Source organism: Streptomyces sp. NPDC002870 (genome assembly GCF_042888505.1).
In the GTDB taxonomy this organism is placed as follows: Bacteria; Actinomycetota; Actinomycetes; order Streptomycetales; family Streptomycetaceae; genus Streptomyces.
On the sequence record NZ_JBIAPW010000006.1, the window covers coordinates 286,377 to 303,499 of the forward strand.

The 17,123-nt window shown below is 66.3% G+C and carries 12 protein-coding genes and 3 pseudogenes; 7 read left to right on the forward strand and 8 right to left on the reverse strand.

Annotated elements, in window-relative coordinates; all coding sequences use genetic code 11:
- Positions 1–3: 3 nt before the first annotated feature.
- Positions 4–1,389: an MFS transporter gene (locus ACFYWY_RS10965; RefSeq protein WP_389183049.1), complete on the reverse strand. Its 1,386-nt coding sequence runs from the start codon at positions 1,387–1,389 to the stop codon at positions 4–6.
- A 645-nt stretch (positions 1,390–2,034) separates the two neighbouring features.
- Here ACFYWY_RS10965 and ACFYWY_RS10970 point away from each other — a divergent pair.
- From ACFYWY_RS10970 to ACFYWY_RS10980, 3 genes and pseudogenes are all read left to right on the forward strand, one after another.
- A pseudogene (locus ACFYWY_RS10970) lies at positions 2,035–2,192 on the forward strand (pirin family protein); the annotation flags it as partial.
- A gap of 460 nt (positions 2,193–2,652) precedes the next feature.
- Positions 2,653–2,826, forward strand: coding sequence for a hypothetical protein (locus ACFYWY_RS10975; protein WP_389183052.1), 174 nt, complete (start codon positions 2,653–2,655; stop codon positions 2,824–2,826).
- Between the two features lie 154 nt (positions 2,827–2,980).
- On the forward strand, positions 2,981–5,491 hold the full coding sequence (locus ACFYWY_RS10980; protein WP_389183055.1) for a tetratricopeptide repeat protein: 2,511 nt from the start codon (positions 2,981–2,983) through the stop codon (positions 5,489–5,491).
- Here the strand turns inward: ACFYWY_RS10980 and ACFYWY_RS10985 are convergent.
- The 4 genes from ACFYWY_RS10985 to ACFYWY_RS11000 are packed head-to-tail and all read right to left on the reverse strand — an operon-like array spanning position 5,461 to position 10,153.
- Complete coding sequence (locus ACFYWY_RS10985; RefSeq protein WP_389183058.1) at positions 5,461–6,606, reverse strand: hypothetical protein; 1,146 nt, start codon at positions 6,604–6,606, stop codon at positions 5,461–5,463. The genes ACFYWY_RS10980 and ACFYWY_RS10985 overlap by 31 nt on opposite strands.
- 60 nt (positions 6,607–6,666) lie before the next feature.
- Complete coding sequence (locus ACFYWY_RS10990) at positions 6,667–8,295, reverse strand: hypothetical protein (protein ID WP_389183061.1); 1,629 nt, start codon at positions 8,293–8,295, stop codon at positions 6,667–6,669.
- Between the two features lie 27 nt (positions 8,296–8,322).
- Positions 8,323–9,810, reverse strand: coding sequence for a S8 family serine peptidase (locus tag ACFYWY_RS10995; RefSeq protein WP_389183064.1), 1,488 nt, complete (start codon positions 9,808–9,810; stop codon positions 8,323–8,325).
- Positions 9,811–9,844: 34 nt separating this feature from the next.
- Positions 9,845–10,153 (reverse strand): hypothetical protein, encoded by a 309-nt coding sequence (locus tag ACFYWY_RS11000; RefSeq protein WP_389183067.1) that lies wholly within the window; start codon positions 10,151–10,153, stop codon positions 9,845–9,847.
- A gap of 490 nt (positions 10,154–10,643) precedes the next feature.
- On the opposite strand from ACFYWY_RS11000, the pseudogene ACFYWY_RS11005 reads away from it, so the two are divergent.
- The 3 genes and pseudogenes from ACFYWY_RS11005 to ACFYWY_RS11015 all read left to right on the forward strand — a co-directional run.
- Positions 10,644–11,497: pseudogene (locus ACFYWY_RS11005) on the forward strand (FUSC family protein); the annotation flags it as partial.
- Positions 11,498–11,832: 335 nt separating this feature from the next.
- Positions 11,833–12,132 carry a hypothetical protein gene (locus ACFYWY_RS11010; protein WP_389183070.1) on the forward strand — a complete coding sequence of 100 codons (300 nt, stop codon included), beginning with the start codon at positions 11,833–11,835 and terminating at the stop codon, positions 12,130–12,132.
- Between the two features lie 884 nt (positions 12,133–13,016).
- Positions 13,017–13,235, forward strand: a complete 219-nt coding sequence (locus ACFYWY_RS11015) for a P-loop NTPase fold protein (RefSeq protein WP_389183111.1) — start codon at positions 13,017–13,019, stop codon at positions 13,233–13,235.
- A 201-nt stretch (positions 13,236–13,436) separates the two neighbouring features.
- On the opposite strand, the gene ACFYWY_RS11020 is transcribed toward ACFYWY_RS11015, so the two are convergent.
- Positions 13,437–14,207, reverse strand: coding sequence for a hypothetical protein (locus ACFYWY_RS11020; RefSeq protein ID WP_389183072.1), 771 nt, complete (start codon positions 14,205–14,207; stop codon positions 13,437–13,439).
- 7 nt (positions 14,208–14,214) lie between these two features.
- Entirely contained in the window at positions 14,215–15,240 is a 1,026-nt protein-coding gene (locus ACFYWY_RS11025) for a CHAT domain-containing protein (protein ID WP_389183075.1), read from the reverse strand.
- Between the two features lie 347 nt (positions 15,241–15,587).
- On the opposite strand from ACFYWY_RS11025, the gene ACFYWY_RS11030 reads away from it, so the two are divergent.
- Complete coding sequence (locus ACFYWY_RS11030; protein WP_389183113.1) at positions 15,588–16,307, forward strand: hypothetical protein; 720 nt, start codon at positions 15,588–15,590, stop codon at positions 16,305–16,307.
- Between the two features lie 10 nt (positions 16,308–16,317).
- On the opposite strand, the pseudogene ACFYWY_RS11035 reads toward ACFYWY_RS11030, so the two are convergent.
- A pseudogene (locus ACFYWY_RS11035) lies at positions 16,318–16,649 on the reverse strand (ABC transporter ATP-binding protein); the annotation flags it as partial.
- Between the last annotated feature and the right edge of the window lie 474 nt (positions 16,650–17,123).

Below are 17,123 nucleotides of genomic sequence, written 5' to 3' on the forward strand. Positions count from 1 at the left end.
CTGTCAGGCAGTTCGTGCGTCGGCCGGCCGTGCCGCCGCCGGCTCGCCGTCCGCCGGCTCGGCCTCGACAGCGCTCAGATCCCGCTGCCGGGTCTCGCGTGCACAGCCGATGGCCACGATAGTGAGCAGCGCGGCGGCGATGACGTACAGAGCGATCGGCGTCGAAGAGTCGTAGTCGGCGAGGAGCGCGGTGGCGATCAGCGGAGCCGGAGCGCCGGCCGCGACCGACGAGAACTGTGCACCGATGGAGGCCCCGGAATAGCGCATGCGCGTGGCGAACATCTCGGCGAAGAAGGCTGCCTGGGGTGCGTACATCGCCCCGTGCAGCACAAGCCCCACCGTGACGGCGAGGAGCAGGCTGCCGAAGCTGCCCCTGTCGATGAGCGCGAAGAACGGGAACATCCAGGCGCCGACACCGATCGCGCCGATGAGATACACAGGCCTGCGCCCGATCCGGTCCGACAGCGCCCCCCACGCCGGGATCACCACGAAGTGCACGGCCGAGGCAATGAGTACGGCATTGAGCGCGGTCTGCTTGCTGAGCTCCACCGCGGTCGTCGCGTAGACGAGGATGAAGGCCGTGATGACGTAGTAGCTGATGTTCTCCGCCATCCGCGCGCCCATCGCCACCAGCACATCGCGCCAGTGGTGCCGCAGGACGGCCACGATCGGCATCTTCTCGACCTGCCCGGAGGCCGCCTTGCGCTCCTCGGCCTGTGCCAGCGCCGCCTTGAAGACCGGAGATTCATCGACAGAGAGACGTATCCACAAACCGACGATCACCAGCACACCGGAGAGGAGGAACGGTATGCGCCAGCCCCATGAGGTGAAGGCGGCATCCGAGAGCAACGCGGTGAGAGCGGAGAGCACCCCGGTGGCGAGCAACTGTCCAGCGGGCGCGCCGGTCTGCGGCCACGACGCCCAGAACCCGCGCCGCTTGGCGTCCCCGTGCTCCGACACGAGCAACACGGCCCCGCCCCACTCACCGCCGAGCGCGAACCCCTGCACCAGCCGCAACACGGTGAGCAGCACGGGCGCGGCGCTCCCGATGGTGGCGTGTGTCGGCAGCAGCCCGATGGCGAAGGTCGCCCCACCCATCAGCAGCAGACTCAGCACCAGCAGCTTCTTGCGGCCGAGCCGGTCGCCGTAGTGCCCGAAGACCAGTGCCCCGAGGGGGCGGGCGGCGAAGCCGACGGCGTAGGTGAGGAAGGAGAGGAGAGTTCCGACGAGCGGGTCGGAGCCGGGGAAGAACAGCTTGTTGAAGACCAGCGCGGCGGCCGATCCGTAGAGGAAGAAGTCGTACCACTCGATGGTGGTGCCGATAAGGCTCGCGGCGACAATGCGCTTGAGGGAGCTGGGGGTTGGCGGGGCGGATGCCGAGGCAGCCATGGTCACCACTTCCGGGCGGGGGACGGGGACGTTTACGTTTCGCCACACCGTAGAAACGCGCAGGTCAGGGGCACATGTGGTGGGACACCACAGTTCGGATGGTCAGTGTGCGCGCGACCACCATGATGGGAGTGTGGGGGGCTGCGTCAGGGTCGAATTGGAGTGGGGAAGGAGCCCGTCGGAGTTGCGTGATTCACCACGGTTTGGTGGCCCAGTGGTGATTCCCGTGCTGGTTTGGTGCTGACCTGAAAACCCACGTCAGCACCCCTGATCACCTCTCCCGTGCTGACTTGGTGCTGACTACGCAGCGTTTAACTTCGACCTTTTGGCATGGATCGGGCGCGGCCGCTCTTCGTGTCCGCCCACCTGTCGCCGGCCCAGAGGAACCTCGTGTACCTGGCAGGTAACAGTGGCGTGCGGAGCCTCGTGACTCCGCGGTGCCGGGGCTGCGGACAGCGTCGGGTCACAGCATCGGCACTTGAGGCTGATGGGGTGCGGGATGTCTGCGGCTATTAGGCCGCGCGTTCAGAACCAATAGGCAGATGTGCATCGATGGCGATTCCCGGTGCTCAACACCGCAGCGGAGCATCGCGCTGCTCGGCGTGCCTCCTTCAGCGTCAGCGGGTGGAGCATGCGGAGTTGTGGTGGAACTTCATCGGGCGGTCGCACCAGGAAATCGATGAGGCTCGGAAGACATGATGGAGGGGGCCCGGTTCGGTGAGGTGAAGGGGTACGACGGTGCTCCGCTGCCGGCTCCCGAACTCCCGCCGGTGCACCTGAAACCGCGCGGACGAGTACATTGACCTGGGATTATGGGCACTGGTCTCGTTCTCGAGAGGTGCGGGTGCCGGGCCCGTTTGCCTGCCATGCGGCAGGGGTGCCCGCGCTTCGAAGTGATCCACTTTGCTGACCTTACTAACAAGTAATCAGATTGCTGGCACTCGCCGGGGTGGGTGAGGTTGGGTCTCGGTAGGCTCGAGTGCTTGAGGGAGAGCGACGCGCCGTCTGCGCCCCAAGCAAGGGTGCCGAGCGGCGTGCTACCTGTAAGGCGTCGGCGCCGGCAAGGGTTGTCCCAGTGACACGGCCGAAAAGGCGAGCTGTGCCGCTTGGGCCCCTCGTGGGAGAGGCGGATCGGAACTGCGAGCAGGTTCTTGGTCTGCTGGTGGTACAGCGGTTTTATGCCTCTGACCTTTATGTATCGTCGTGGGCGCGCAGGTTCAGACGGACGTACCACTCAGGCCAGGCGGCCGTATCCCCTTCAGCGTGGATGTGTCCGATCTCGACCCCAGCGACTCCTACGGCCTCCGCGTCCACGTCGACCTCGCCGGAACCGGAGTCCTGGAGCCGGGCGACCTGATCAGCACCCAGTCCAGCCCCGTCCCGGCGGAGAACACCAATGAACTGATCGCTCCCGTCAGCGCGGTGCGGACGCCGTGATCGAGTTGCCCGCTCGGTGCGGAGTGAAAGACTGGTAACTGCCGGGCCATGGAGTCTGGAGGCTGAAATGACCTCCCGCCGCGGACAGCCCTCAAGAGCCGAGCAGTCCGCGCTGCCCCTTCGCCGACCCGGTCCCTGGTACGTGGGGATCGGCGTGATCGGCCTCGCCCTGCTCGCGGGGCTGTGGTGGGTCGGCGACCGCTATCAGAAGCCTCCCCTCTGGAGGACGGACACCGACTGGCCGGACTGGCTTCAGTGGTTGCAGGACGTGTGGAACGCCGTTGCGCAGGTTTTCGGCGGCGCCGCGCAGTTGGTGACGCACAGGAGCGCCGGAGCCCCGTTGAGCGTCCGGATCGCCGTCCTGGCTCTGCTGATTGCGGCCTTCTGGGCGCTACGGCGGGCGCTGCTCGCTCGCAATGCCTACCAGCCGGGACCGGTGGACGTGCAGCCCCTCGTCGACGCGACGCCGGAAGGGACATCGAAGCCGGGGGTCGAGGACTTGACTGCCCGATTCCGCAAGCACGTGTCGGAGACTGACCTGTACCCGCCGTCCGCGCTGCCCGCGGAACCACCCGCGGAGAATTTCCTGGACCTGCTCGGGGACGTCAACCTCGAGGCGGGAAAGCTGGGGACAAGCCTGCTGCACCTGTTCAGCCGGCTGCGCCCCAAGATCGCCTACCGGGTCAGCGGCGTGTTGCAGCGTTCAGCACCTGGCCAGACACGCTGCTGTGGTGTGACGGTGACCGTCACCTCGTACGCGACCCGTGGCAGTCGCGCCCACACGGTCTGGGAGCCGACGTGGGAGAAGGCCGTGTACGAGGCGGGGTGCTGGGTGATGGCAACGATCCTGCCGGTCACTCGCGCGAGCAAGATGCCTCCGTGGCAGGCCTGGCGGGGAAAGACCCTTCCCGCTGATCTGTTCGCCGCGTATCAGCAAGGCAGGCAGTTGAGCCGCGAGCGGAAGTTCGACGAGGCTCTTCAACAGTTCTACAAAGCAGTGCGATGGGATCCGACGAACCTGTACCTGCGGACGCAGATCGCTGAGATTCAGGAGAAGTTGGGTCTGTATCTCGACGCCCTGGAGACCTACCACGGGGCACTCACCCTCGGCGGGCTGAGTACCGAGGAGGAGAACACCCGGCTGTGGGGCGCTCCCTGGAGACTGAGGCGATTCACCTACCTCTGGCACTGGCGGCACCGGCCCGGAGTCTTGCTGGCCCGCTACAGATACGCCGTCGTCCTGGGGACCGCGGAGATGACAGCCCGCCAGTGGTGCCATGAGCGCGACGACGAAACCCACCCACGCCGCGCGGTAGTACGCGAGGAGATCCGGCAGGCACTGACGCCCGCCTTCGCCGACCGGTACTGGCCTGCTGTGGTGGGGCTGCTTCCTCACTACCGCCAGCCCCTTGAAAAGGCGGCTGCCCGCAGATGCATAATGAGAGAGCTGAATGACAAGCGGGTGTTCAATGTACGTTTGCTTTTCCAGTTGGCGTGTCTGCAGGAAATCCGCCGCCTTGCTCAGGACTACACCCTTGCCAGTCTCTACTCGGACATTCGGGCCGACAAGAAGGCTCTCACGCGCATCGCACTGCGGATCAATCGGGACGTGTGGGCCCCGCTGAGGCTGGCCTGGTCCCACCCACGTGGCTCAAAGGAAGGCGGGATGGAATGGCCGCCGAACGACCTGAAAAAGCGCGTGAAGCGGGCGCGGACCCGATTTCTGCGCGAGCGCCACAAGGATTGGGTCGACCATTACAACGCGGCCTGCGTGTACGCCGTTGCGATGCACGCGCCGGGCAGCGACGGATCCCGCGATGAATTCGCTCAGCTCGCCTTCCAGGAGCTGGGGGATGCCGTACGAGACGCCGAAAGCAGCTTCGTGATGCTGAAGCGGTCGTGGGTGCTCGCCCAGGACCCCGACCTTGCTCCGCTGCGTACGTGTGACTGGTCTCCGCGCCTGGCGCGGTTCGAGCGCGAGGCCTACCCGCACTCCACGCCCAATCGAGAGCGTTTTGACGACCCGAGACCGGTTCGTGTCGAGATGGCAATCAGCAACAGTCAGCTGTTGCAGGATGTCGCCGGTGTGATGGAGCAGACCTGGCATCGCAGGAATTCACCGTACCGGGTGGAGGTCCACGACGTCATCACATGGTTCGAGGATGAAAAGAGCGTGTGGGAGTGCCTCTACCGCGTGACGAGCAGCCAGGCACGCAACTGGCCCGATCGGGAGAATCTGCTCCAGAGAGTCCGGGAAATCGTCGACCCGGAACTGATGGTGGAGATTCCCGCCAGAGTACCGGTGTTCAACGACATTACGGATGACGACGAGGGATGGGGCGACCGGAGCACGGCCCGGAAGCGGATGGACGGACTGGATCGACGTTTCTCACTGCTCGGTCAACTCGTGAAGCCGGACGGCGGGATCTCGCCCACCGCATGCAGCACGGACTGGCTCAACGTCATGAAAGAGGTTGATGCCGGTGAGCAGACAGGTGGGTGGGATACGGCCATCCGGAAAGCGTGCGCAGACTATGCGGCGATCTGGCAGACAGTCCGTGATCTGGCCGTTCCCACCGATGAGGACCCTGGGCCGCTCATCGAAACCCTCAAGCGACGTCTGCGTGCCGCATGTTACGAGAGCCGGGTGCTGCGGGATGCCTGATCGGGATGGGTCCCCAGGTAGCCATGGGCAGAGAGCGCTTCGGGTGAGAAGGCGCCTGGTGTGAACTCGTCGCGTGGCGGGAGCGCGGCGCAGGCGGTCTGCGGCTGGGCCGTGCTCTGGCCGAGCCGACAGGCGACTGCCGTGAGCTTGATGGTGATGAAGTCGGCAATCTGGGCGCCGAACTCGATGGGCTTGCCGGTGATGCTGATGTCGCCGACGGTGAAGTTCCTGTCCGCGGGGACTTCGTAGACGGCGCGCACCGGATGGTCGTTGTCGCCGCGCTGATAGGTCCAGTAGCTCTTGGGATCGGAGCCGTCAGGCGCAGTCCATCCGTCGGTGGCCAGGTCGTCGAAGTAGAGCCCCACGGGGTCGGCGAGCGCGATGTCGGCCTTCTGCCGGGCAACCGAGTTGACCACCTCACCGATGTGTGGGTCGCTGTTGCGATCGGATACGCCGTATTGGCTGCATGCGATGAGTTCCTGTGCGCCGGTGAGTTCCCTTCCATCGATGACACGCCGGATTGTGGCGGCGGCGGCGAGTTCGATTTCCGCACCGAGAGTGTTGGCGTCCTGGATGAGATGCATCGCCCCCTGGGTCGTGGAGTCGTTCCACTTGTTGCGCCGCAGATACCGGCCGTCCGGACCGAAGAGGTCGCTCTTCTGCACGCTCGGGCTGATGTGGGTGCGGTAGAGCTCGAGAGCCTTTTCCGGGCTGGTCTGAGCCAGCACATCCCAGTACTCGGGACCCTCGCAGGTGAACGTGACGCGGGTGATCTTCCCTGCGCTGTTCCGGGTCACACTCCATTCGCAGTACTCGTCCTGCACGCCGCGGCTGGCGTCGGCGCGTTGCCAGCGTTGCCTGTCCGAGACCGCGGACTTGAGGCGGTTGGGGAACGCGGTCCAGGTGACCGCCGCTTCGACCGCGTCCGGTGGCGTCGCGGTCTTCGTGAGGTTGTAGAACTGCGGCCGGGGGCTGTCGTGCAACACCTGGCTGGGATCAGGGCCGTTGATCGCCTGGTCGACACTGTCCGCAATGAAGACGTGCCACGCCTTGAGCCCGACATCGTTGAGGTCGGTGAGCCGGCCAGGGGGTCCGTACGCGGTGATGGTGCTCATGGAGATGCTCCGATGGTCGAATCTGGGTGGTGACGGTGGCCCGGCGGGCGGTCGTGCCCGTCAGGGAACGGCGGTGACGGTGGCGTCCTCGTTCATGCGCTGCCGTGGTGCATCGACGGGGATGTTGGTCGCAGGGAGGGTGAGTTCGAACTCATTGAGCCTCTGCGCCTTGAATTCGCGGCGACGCGACTCCGCCAGCCTGGTGCAGTCGTCGAAGCCCGACGCCGTACGGATCCGTGCCGCGGCTTTCTCCAGGTACGCGTCCACGCGTTTCGCGAAGACGGCCCGCCATTCGGCTTCGGGCAGTGACCAGTTCTCGGCGAACTGGCCTTCCGGGCTGCCGGCCGGCAGAGTCGAGGCGGCGTGCACGATTTCCGCGGCGATGTCATTGCACCAGGTGGAGGTGGAGGCGGGCTCCGTGGGCACGTAGCTCATCAGGTGGCCGCGGACCGGACTGAAGACCGGGTTGGTGAAGTCCACCATCAGGGCGCAGGCGGCGAACTTCGCGGGGACGAGCCCCTTCTCCACCAGTTGCCGTACGACGTCGTTGTCCTCGTGAGCGGCCTCCGGGACGACGAAGGCGAAGAAGGTGTCGCCCTGCCGCGAGAAGCTGCTCGTCTTCTCCTCGAGCCGGAAGCCGAAGGTGGCGAGGCTGTCGGCGTAGAGGGACCCGGGTGCCGATGGCGCGCTCTCCACGCTCACCGGCAGCCCGAGATCATTGATCAGGGCATCGGCGTTCAGCCAGAAGCCCATGGGGAGTACGAGATCTCTGCTGTCGCGTGCGACTGTCGCGCTCTGGGTGGATGCGCTGGCAAGGTTGACGGTGGTGCTGGTGAACAGCTGGCGCAACAGATGGTCGGGGTGCTCCACGGCGCCGTCGCCGGATACCGCGGCAAGGCGCGCGGCCGTCCATCGGGTGACGAGCCCTCTCACGGTGAGTTCCAGGCGTTCGGCACCGATGACTTCGCGATAGAGCGGGTTGTCGCGCAGCGGGTCGTCCGGGGTGAGCTGAATCGTCGCAGACATGGACTGCCAGTTGATCCAGGGCTGTTTGAGCTCCTTCATGACGACGCTGCCATTGACATGGCTGTCGAAGCAGCCCTTCCCCCGGGACTCGGGCGCCAGCGCGGACCAGGAGTCGCCTGTCCAGACCCACGTCGGCGAGATCCGCATGTAGTAGTTGAAGACGCGGGTACCCGGGTCCCAGGCCGCGACCTGCAGAAAGGCCGAGGCGGGATCGCTGCTGACCAGCAAGTCCGGTTCCCTGCCCGGTGCTGCTGCGCGAGCGATCGCGAAACGGAAGTCGCGCTGCAGTGCGGGAGCCTCTTCTGCGGCGATCTGTCCGGCCTCGCTGATCATGTACACGGCCTGCGCTGGCAGCGCGTTCGCTTGCGTGAGGCCGTTGAGCAGGTCCTCCAGCGTCATGGGCCACTTCCCCTGCCGGAAGAACACCACGGCCATCGGATCTTCCAGGCCCGCCAGCTCCTCCGCGCTCATCGGCTGGGGGCCCCGATCCACGCCACTGACTCCGCGGTACAGCTTTCCCTGCTCCAGCCTGCCGCCCTCATCCGCCGCCGTAGCCGCTGTGAAGACCTCCTCGGCGTCGACGCTGCCGTAAGGCGCCCCGGTGGCGGCCGCCGTCCAGGCCGTTGCCCGCCGGCGCTCAGGGGTGCGGTCCCACACGGACATGACCCTCCTCCTCTCCGTCGCGTACGGCTACGGGAAATTGGTCTGGACGAACTTCAGCGCGGCACCGACATTCACCAGCCCCGCCCCAGTGGCCTCGTCGGGGCCGACACGGGCCGGGCGGTTGAATCTCGGGTGATTCGCCCCGACCGTGATGTCGATCGCGGTCTGTGTGAGGGCGTCGATGACCTGCGCGGGTGTGAGTCCCGGCCGGGCTCCGAGAAGTACCGCCGCCGCTCCCGCGACCTGGGGTGCCGCTGCGGACGTACCGGAGAACAGTGCCCAGCCGTCGTCCGGCTGCGTGCCGTCGCCGGGGTCAGGATGCTGCCCGTCGAGCTCCGCCCGGCTCTCGGAAACGTCGAGCTCGCAGCCGGGTGGGACCGGCAGCATGAGGTACTGCGCCCGGGGCCTCATGCCGACCAGGCCGGAGACCACGGGCACGACGACGTTGGAGAACCATGGGCTGGCGTAGCCGCTCGCGTAGTCCGACGCCCGCAGCTGCAGCCCCGGCCCCGCGAACACGCCACCGACGGACAGCACACCGGGCACCTGCGGCTCGATCGCGAACTGGCCGTTCATCGCCGAGAAGACCACGACGATGCCCTGCTCCACAGCGTCCCGGATCTCCAGTGCCCACACACGATCGCTCGCAGAAGGCAGACCTGAAGGAGGGAAGAGCCCGTCTCCACCCCACGAATTCGTCAGCACCTGCGGGCCGTCCCCTTTCGCGCGGACGAATGCGGTAATGGCACCGGTCAGGTTGCCGGAATTGTTGCTCGCCCGGTATGGCCGAAGCACCGCACCGGGTGCCACGGCGAAGATGTTCGCCGATTCGCCGGTCCCGTGCCCGACGGGGTCTTCCGCGGGGTTGGTCCCCGGTACGACCGCGACCGTGGGGACGACGCTGTAGCCGTGTACGGCGAAGTAGGTGTGCGCGGACTGCCCCGTGTCCACCATGGCGACTTGGACGCTGCCGCCCACTTGGCCCTGGCTGTGTGCCTGAGTGGCGCCGAGCAGCATGGCGACGTCGCCCGGCAGCCTGAGATGGAATTTCTCGACGTTGGGCGGCTGGGCGGACGGCAGAACGCGCGCTGGCGTGCGTGGCGTCTCCAACGCGACGGCTTCAATGGCATCCGTGCCCGGAACATCGCCCACCCCGCGGGCGGCAGGCTGCCGCTCGCCCACGATGTCCAGTTGCGTCACATAGCGAACGCGGTTCATCTCCACGTGGCGAAGTGATTCGTACGATTCGACACTGCCGCCGGTCAGCTCCTCGTACGCCGTGGGCGGGCCGCTCACCGTGAATCCCAGGCGGCTCTCGGCCGTGACGGTCAGTCCCGCTGCCTGCGCGTAGTTCTTGGCACGTTCCAGGTTGACTTCATCGGCGTGAAACGGCTCGGCCGACTCGAATGTGGTTGCCTCGGTCATCGCCACCCCGCCCTGCGACCGGGCCGACACATAGCCGTACACGGTTTCCGGAGCGGGTTGCCCGTACTGGGGCGTCATCGGGAGCGTCATCGGTCCTCCAAGGGCCGCCACCGGGCGGCATTCCTCAATCAGGGGATGGGTCGCGAGTGCCGGGAGTAGGGACCGGCATCACGGTGACGGACCGCGCGGTGTTCTTCAGTGCCTGCGGAACGGGCAGCGTCTGAGGTTGTGAGCGGTCCTTCGGGCGCTCGCCGAATGCCTCGGCGAAGCGTTGGCCCGATCCGGTGAGGAGAGCCCCTGCGGCCATGGGCATCACTTCGATGCCGCGACCGGCGCACCACTCGACCAAGTCGCCAAGCGGTGCGTCGGCCTGTAGCTCGACCAGGGCTTCGACGAACTCCTGCTCGGGACCGTCGCTTTGCCCTGATGTCACGGCGTCTCCTCGCGTTATCTGCCGTCCTCTCGATGCTTACAGGTGTGGCATGTCTACGCAAAAGGAAGCCCGCTCGAAATGCCTTGCGATCGTGCGGAGTCCGGTGGGGGCGCCCATTGCGTTCGTTGTCCGAACAGGGAGGTCCTCGGTCTGCGTGCGGTCCCGGCACGGAACGCCCGTCCGCACCCGACACCGGTGGCCGCCGAGCTCGGCGTCATCGCCGTAGTCCGTTTGCCTTCTCCTGGCCGAAGTTCTCGCTGCGGGGCTGTGCCAATGGCCCAGTCCGTCGGGCATGTGTTAAGCCACTGCCCCTGCAGATGTTTACCTGTGCTGTATCCATGCACAATCGGCGCCGCGCAGCGTCGCCGGACGGCAACGAGGCCGGATCCGGACCGCGGCGCTTTCGTCGTGCCTCCGCCCACCAACCCCGGGCGGCTCGTGGCCCGGCGACAGGCAAGACAAACGGGGGCGGCCGACCGGCGTGAAGAGGATGTTCGTGGCTCCGGATCCGGGACGCCTCAGGCTCAGGAACGCGCTCGCGCCGCCGTCATCGGCGTCGGCCTGGCCGTCGCCTTCGCGGAACTCGCCGGGCTTTCCCTGACCGCCTCCATCACCGGGGGACTGGCGGGCCCTGCTCGCCCTTTTCACCGTCACCGACGCGTCCGTACGCGCACAGGCGGTCACCACCGCCCTGCTCCCCGCCGCCGGATTCCCCGTCCTGGCCCTCGCCACCACCCTGCATGGCGTGCCCCTCGCCCGCGACGCGGCCTTCCTGCTCGTCGTCTTCTGCGGGGTCCACGCCCGGCGCTGGGGCCCGCGCGGACACGCGCTCGGGATCTTCGCGTTCACGCAGTTCTTCGTCACCCAATTCCTGCACGCGACCCGGGCCCAACTGCCCGAGCTCTACGCGGCGGTCGGCCTGGCCCTGGTCGCCTCCGGCGCCGTGCGCTTCGTGCTGTGGCCCATCGAGCGACGTACTCCCCCCGCCGCCGCGCCCCCGCCGCTACCCGGCCGGGGACTGGCCCGGCCCACCACCCGGCAGGCCTTCCAGGCCACCGCCGCCTGTGCCCTCGCGCTCTCCATCGGCCAGGTGCTGTCGGAGGACTGTTGGTACTGGGCCGTTGGCACTGCCTGGTGGATCTTCGTGAACACGGCCTCGCGCGGCGAGACCCTGGTCCGAGGATTTCGGCGGCTGCTCGGCACGGTCGTCTGAATCGTCGCGGGCCCGCTGATCCCATCCCGCTGCACGGCGCGCCCGCGCCCACGGCAGCCCTAGTCGCCGTATGCGTCTTCGGGATCTTCTACACGGCCGCAGTCTCGTACAGCTGGATGATGTTCTTCGTGCCGTCAAGGGGGCACGGAGCGACGACCCCAGCATGACAAGGGTTCTCCCTGGTCAGTGGACTGTTCGGAGGTGCCTCGTCGTTCCCAGGTTTCACCGGCTGCGAGCACGTATGACTGGACTCATGCTGACCCAATGCTGACATTCTTGACGGTGTGTCAGATGGGTGGGCTGTCACGCCCCTCGCCAGGCCACGTGGCCCGGATGCGGCGAAGATCGGGTACGGGCTGCCGCTGGCCCCTTCCTGGCGAGCGCCCCAGGTAAGAGCTTCGAGCCGCTGTCCACGGTGGCCCGGCGGATCACCGGCCGCGTATTCCTCAGGCGGGCGACGCAGGGCATGCCCCTGCTGCACGGACGTGCCCCCCAGACCGCCGGCACGGCCGCGAACTTCCCGGACGCCGCCGAGACGGAGCAGGCGTTGCTCCCCTGCACCGGCCGCGATGTGGTGGGGAACTTCGGCAACTGGCGCCTGCTTCCACCGGACCTCGGAGAGGCGCTGACGCCGCTGACCGTGCTGCGTCCGATCGGCAACAGCGGGCCCGTCCTGTGCGAGAAGCTACGGACGCGGACCAGTGAGGAGGGCACCGCTACCACGTATTTCCATGCGCCTAATGGGGCGCGGCACGCGTACCGGTAAATTCGTCATGTTGACGCCGAGACAAGGCCTCTGACGTGGCTTTTCGTCAGGGCTTAGGCTCCTGACCTGCGGTAATGAGTCTGTCAGTGTCATTCGGGAGCTTTCTCGTTTTTGCCGCTGAGCCTCCCAGCGCCTCCCCAAACAACGAGGAAATTCCCCGGCCGCTCCCCAGCGGGGCGGCTGGGGAGCCGAGTTGGACGCTGTTTGGCGGACGCGGCCCGGTCTTCCGCGACCCGCTGATCCGCCAGGCTCTCGGCAGCGGATGGTCTTGCCGCAGATGCCGCCCAGGACCGTGATGCTTGTCCCAGCTCCCAGTGGGCGAGAACAACCGGCCAAGGCGTGGGGCGTGACGGGAAGCGTGCCAGATGTAGTTTCTGCGCGGCCTTTTCAGTCGAATCGGGCATGCATTGGGTTTGCCCTTCGAGCGCGGTCGCCAACTTGTTTCCGATGACGCACCACGTGGAGTGCGTTGCCATCCTTGAACCTGCCGCAAAGGCTGCCTGACCTGCGGTTTCTCCGATGTGCATTATGTGCGGTGTGGGCGTTACGGGCGATATCTTCACGCTGAAATGACGCTCGTGACGCTTCTCTGATGGGGTGTCAAAAGGCTTTGACGACAGGTCGGGAGTTGTCTGTGCGGGACTGATGGCAGTGCACCGTCTGCCCGTTGACGGAGCCGGAAGTCGCAGAGCCGTTTGAGGGGACTCCCGCGCCAGGTGATCGCTCTTTCGCTCTGTGTCGGTGCCGGTCCGCGTGGTGACCCGTGGTGGCACAGTCGGACGTACGCGGAGAAGACTGCCTGGATGGCGGGGGAACCGCGTGGATACGCAAACCCAGTTCGCTGAACTGATGGAGTCCTGGCACAAGGCCCGGCCGTGATCGTGATGATCGACGACTTGGACCGGTGCCTGCCTCATACCGTCGTGGACACTTTCGAAGCTATTCGACTCTTCCTGAACGTCGACAAGAGAGCGTTCGTCATCGCTACCCACGCCGAGGTAGAAGCCCAGTTGGCTGAGGCGTTCCGTGAGCAGGCCAGAGACTGGCACGAGGCGACGCTGCTGCGCGCGTGTATTGCGACGCTCTGGAGCGCCGCCTTGTGAAGGCGCAGGGCCGGCCCGCCCTGACGGACGGCGGCCGCAGTACCGGGGACGCGGAGTGCTGCCCAGCCCCGCCGCTGCAGTCACGATGGCGCCGCCGAGGTCGCACTGCGCCGACCAGGCCACCAGGCCTGGCTGACCGCTGTTGGCGTCTCCGAGGGCCGGTGGCACCCATTTGCGGCTGGCATCCGGCAGCGCCAAGCGTTAACCCGAAAGGGGGTAGGTGACGCTGAGTACTGGTGTGTTGCTCCGGGGGCCGAAGTGTTGGGTCAGCCACTTGTCCAGGCCCGTCTTCACAGCGATGTCGGCAGTGATGCGGAACTGCCCCGACAGTCGTGCCCCTGCAGGTGTTCGGGCGATGGTCTCCATGCCCAAGACGTCTCCGAGTAGTTCGTGGTCCGGAGTCGCCCGCAGACGCCACCCCACTTCCGAGTAGTTCACTCCGTGTCCGGTGACTCGCTGTACGTAACGTACGCCGTTTCGTTCCTCTACGTTCTCGTCCGTGACTTTGGCGAGCAGCTTGCCGATGTCGGTGCCGAACTCGCGGCTTTTCGTGAAGGTCTTGTTGTATGGCGCCTCCTGCAGGACCACGGTGGGCTTCACCTCATAGGCAATCGGCGGCGCCACGTGGTTGCCGCCGTCGGCCCGGGGGGTGGTGAGGAGTTCGAGGCTCAGTTCGGCAGCGACGAAAACGCAGTCCCGATCAGGGAGAAGCGTCAAGCTCGGTTGTACCCGATGGAGGTCGTAGCCCTGCTGCACCAACTGCTCGATCTCGCGGGGCAGCGTGGAGGATTCGGAGAGAAGCTCGGCCACGTAGTCGCCGTACCGAGGTTCGCCGAGGCGGACCCGGTTGCGCTTTCCCAACACTGTCGTGAGATCGGCTTGATCCCCTCCGGGCGCCTTGACGGGGCTACCGCCCAGGGTGATCGGTGCGAGCTCGAACGTGGTGCCGTCTGGGTCGTCGACGCTGGTCATTGGCTCCCTATCGCCAGTCTCCGATGAGTACGAACGGTGCCCATTGGAAGGACGACCGCGCTCCCACCTGACGGATCATTTCCCGCTGCGCCTGTTGGAGGGCGCTCGCTTTGTCGATCGTGCCTGTGTGACGGTAGTGGTCCCGTAGATGCCGGTAGAAGACCGTCATCATTTCCCGGGTGGTCTGCGCGTCGACGGACCAGAGACTGGCGACGATCGACGAGGCCCCGGCATAGAGGACGGCACGGATCAGCCCCACCAGCTCGTCGCCCGTGCTGACCTCGCTGAGCGCGCTCTGACAGGCGCTCAGGCACACCAGCTCCGCGCGCAGCTCCATGTTCATGATGTCGCGGGACGTCATGACGGTTGCCGTGGGCCCGCATGCGGATCCGGGGTCCTGGCCGACGAGTAACAGACCGGAAGAGAGCGGGTCGATGCTGTTGAAATAGCCATGGCAGGAGAAGTGGCAGATGTCCTTTCCTCTGCACAGCTGGGGAATGTCATCCACCCGGAGTGCGTCGGACAGGATCGCCTCCGCGCCGAACAGGCGCGCTACTTCGCGTGCCTCCTGTTCGAAGACGACGCCGAAGGCGGCACAGGACTCCAGTTTCCCCGTTCCCTTGGCCGGGTTCTGGGCGAGCGGGAGCAGACCGGCGGTTGGGGTGTAAGCGACAGGGTGGGCAGCGGCAAGAGCTCGGGCGGAGCCGAAGGGCAGTGCATGGAGCGGCAGACCGTGCAGGATCCCATGGGGTGCCAGGTAGACGAGGTCGCCGGAGCGGACATGGGGAGCGAGCGGCGCCGTGAGGGAGGTGGACAGCCTGGTCCAGCTCGCACTTCCCGCGTTGCGGTAGTCCACGACCTGGCGTTGGAAGTCACGGTAGCCCTCGCGCAGTTGCCCGGGCGTCATGGGCGGGGTCGCGACGCGGACGCTGTCCCACTCGGCTCGGAGGAAGAAGAGGGTCAGCCGTTCATCGCTGAGGAAATAGTCGACGAGCAGGACGGGCCGGCGCTGGGCGGCCAGCCACGTACGCACTTCCGCTACTGTCGACGGCGTTCCGCGACGCAGCGACACATAGTCTGGGTCGAATGCCGTCATTTCCGCGTACAGGGCGTCGAGTCGGTTGCGTACCGAGGTGGTCGTGGCCTTGAAGGGGCCTGGTGCGAGGGATGAGCTGCTGTATCGGTGGGCCCGTAGGTGCGACAAGCATTCCTCTTCCTCGCTGAGGAGTTCAGCGAATCTGCCGGTGCGTGGAGCCATCGGTTGCAGATTCGTCGTTCCCGCCATCTCCAGCAAGGCACCGGTTACCCCACGGACCCGGTCAACTTCATGGATGCGGAGCCACAGCGCCACCGCAGCCAAGGCCAAGGATCGGATCACCATTGGTCGCACCATCAGAAGCGCCGCCGGTGCCCCTGGCTGGTGACGCGCTTATCAATCTGCACTTCGCAGTTGTGGCAGCGGGTAGGTCGCGATTCCAGCAGGTCCAGGAAAAGCCGGAACAGGTGGCTGAATACGCCTGGGACTTCAGCGAGTCAGACAGCCTTGCCGAGGCTATCTCCATGTCCTATGAGGGCACCGCCGGACAACCGTGGTTGGGGCCGCTGCCCGGATTCCACATGGCCGAACCGGAAGAGTCGACGGCTATTGTGACCGGGGATGTCCCTTGGCTCAGCCTCGCTTTGCACGGCGACACCGACATTCCTGCGGCGTACTTTGATGCAGCTGTCACTGTGGTCGAGATGGTCCAGGGCGCCCCGCAATGGCGTACCTGGTGGTCACGCGCCGAGCAGCGCGACCTGGACATCGAGATCGAATACACTTCGCAGGCGGAGCGCAGTTGCGTCACTACTCGAAAGGGACGGGCTTGGGCCTCGTTCCGCAAGAACGGCTCGCGCTTTCGAGGGTTGAACAAGGGTGGTCTTGCCTACCTTGCTGCCACTGATCTGGAAGCAATCCTCACACTCGTATCTACGTCTCTGAGCCTGCCCACGCCACCCCAAGTACCTCGTCCGGCACATGCAACCCCGCCGACGAGGCGAGATGACGTGGCTCGCGCAAGGTTGGAAGAACTGCGACAACGGCACCGCAAGCGCTCCTGAGCCACACCACCAGGCGGTGGGTGACCACGATGGTGATGCGGTCGGCGGCGATGGCCTTGATCTGCTCGAAGATCTGGTGTTCGCCGCGCGGGTCCATCTGGGAGGTGGGCTCGTCGAGATCAGCAGCTCGGGCCGTCGGTACAGGGCCCTGGAGCAGGCGGCGCGCTGCCTGCCGCCGGAGAGCTCCGATCCGCCGAAGATGTCGCGGGCGAGGAGAGTATCGAGACCGGCCGGAAGGTCTCCGACGGCTTCGCGCAGGCCGACCGCGTCGACGGCCTCCCACACCGGCGCGTCGTCGTGGGTGCGGGGCTGGCCGAGGGTGACGTTCTCGCGAACTACCAAGAGGCCCTGCTGTCATGCGCCGGCCCTCGCGCGATCACCCGAACAGGAACCCTGTTCGACCAGACCAGCCCCGTCATCGATAAGCGGATGGCGTCTCAACACGTATTCGCCCGCGTGTACCTGACCAGCGGCACTTGGCCTCATCGACCCTGTGAGGGGTCTCAACAGGAACTTGTGCAGGTAGTCCCGCGGCATCTTGTCGGGTCCTCATCGCCCCTGCGAGGGGTCTCAACACGTTCCCGCCGGTGGTGGTGGCTACGACCTCCAGTCCTCATCGCCTCTGCGAGGGGTCTCAACGTGTGCGCGAGCGGGCCGGCTCGGCAGCTCAGGCGCCGGTCCTCATCGACCCTGTGAGGGGTCTCAACGTGCCATCGACTAGCTACTTGCCCCTGAAAAAGGGTTCGACCAGCTCAGAGGTGATATCGGGGTCGGATCGTGGTGGCGTCTCCTGCGGGTGGGGGCCGTGTCATCGGC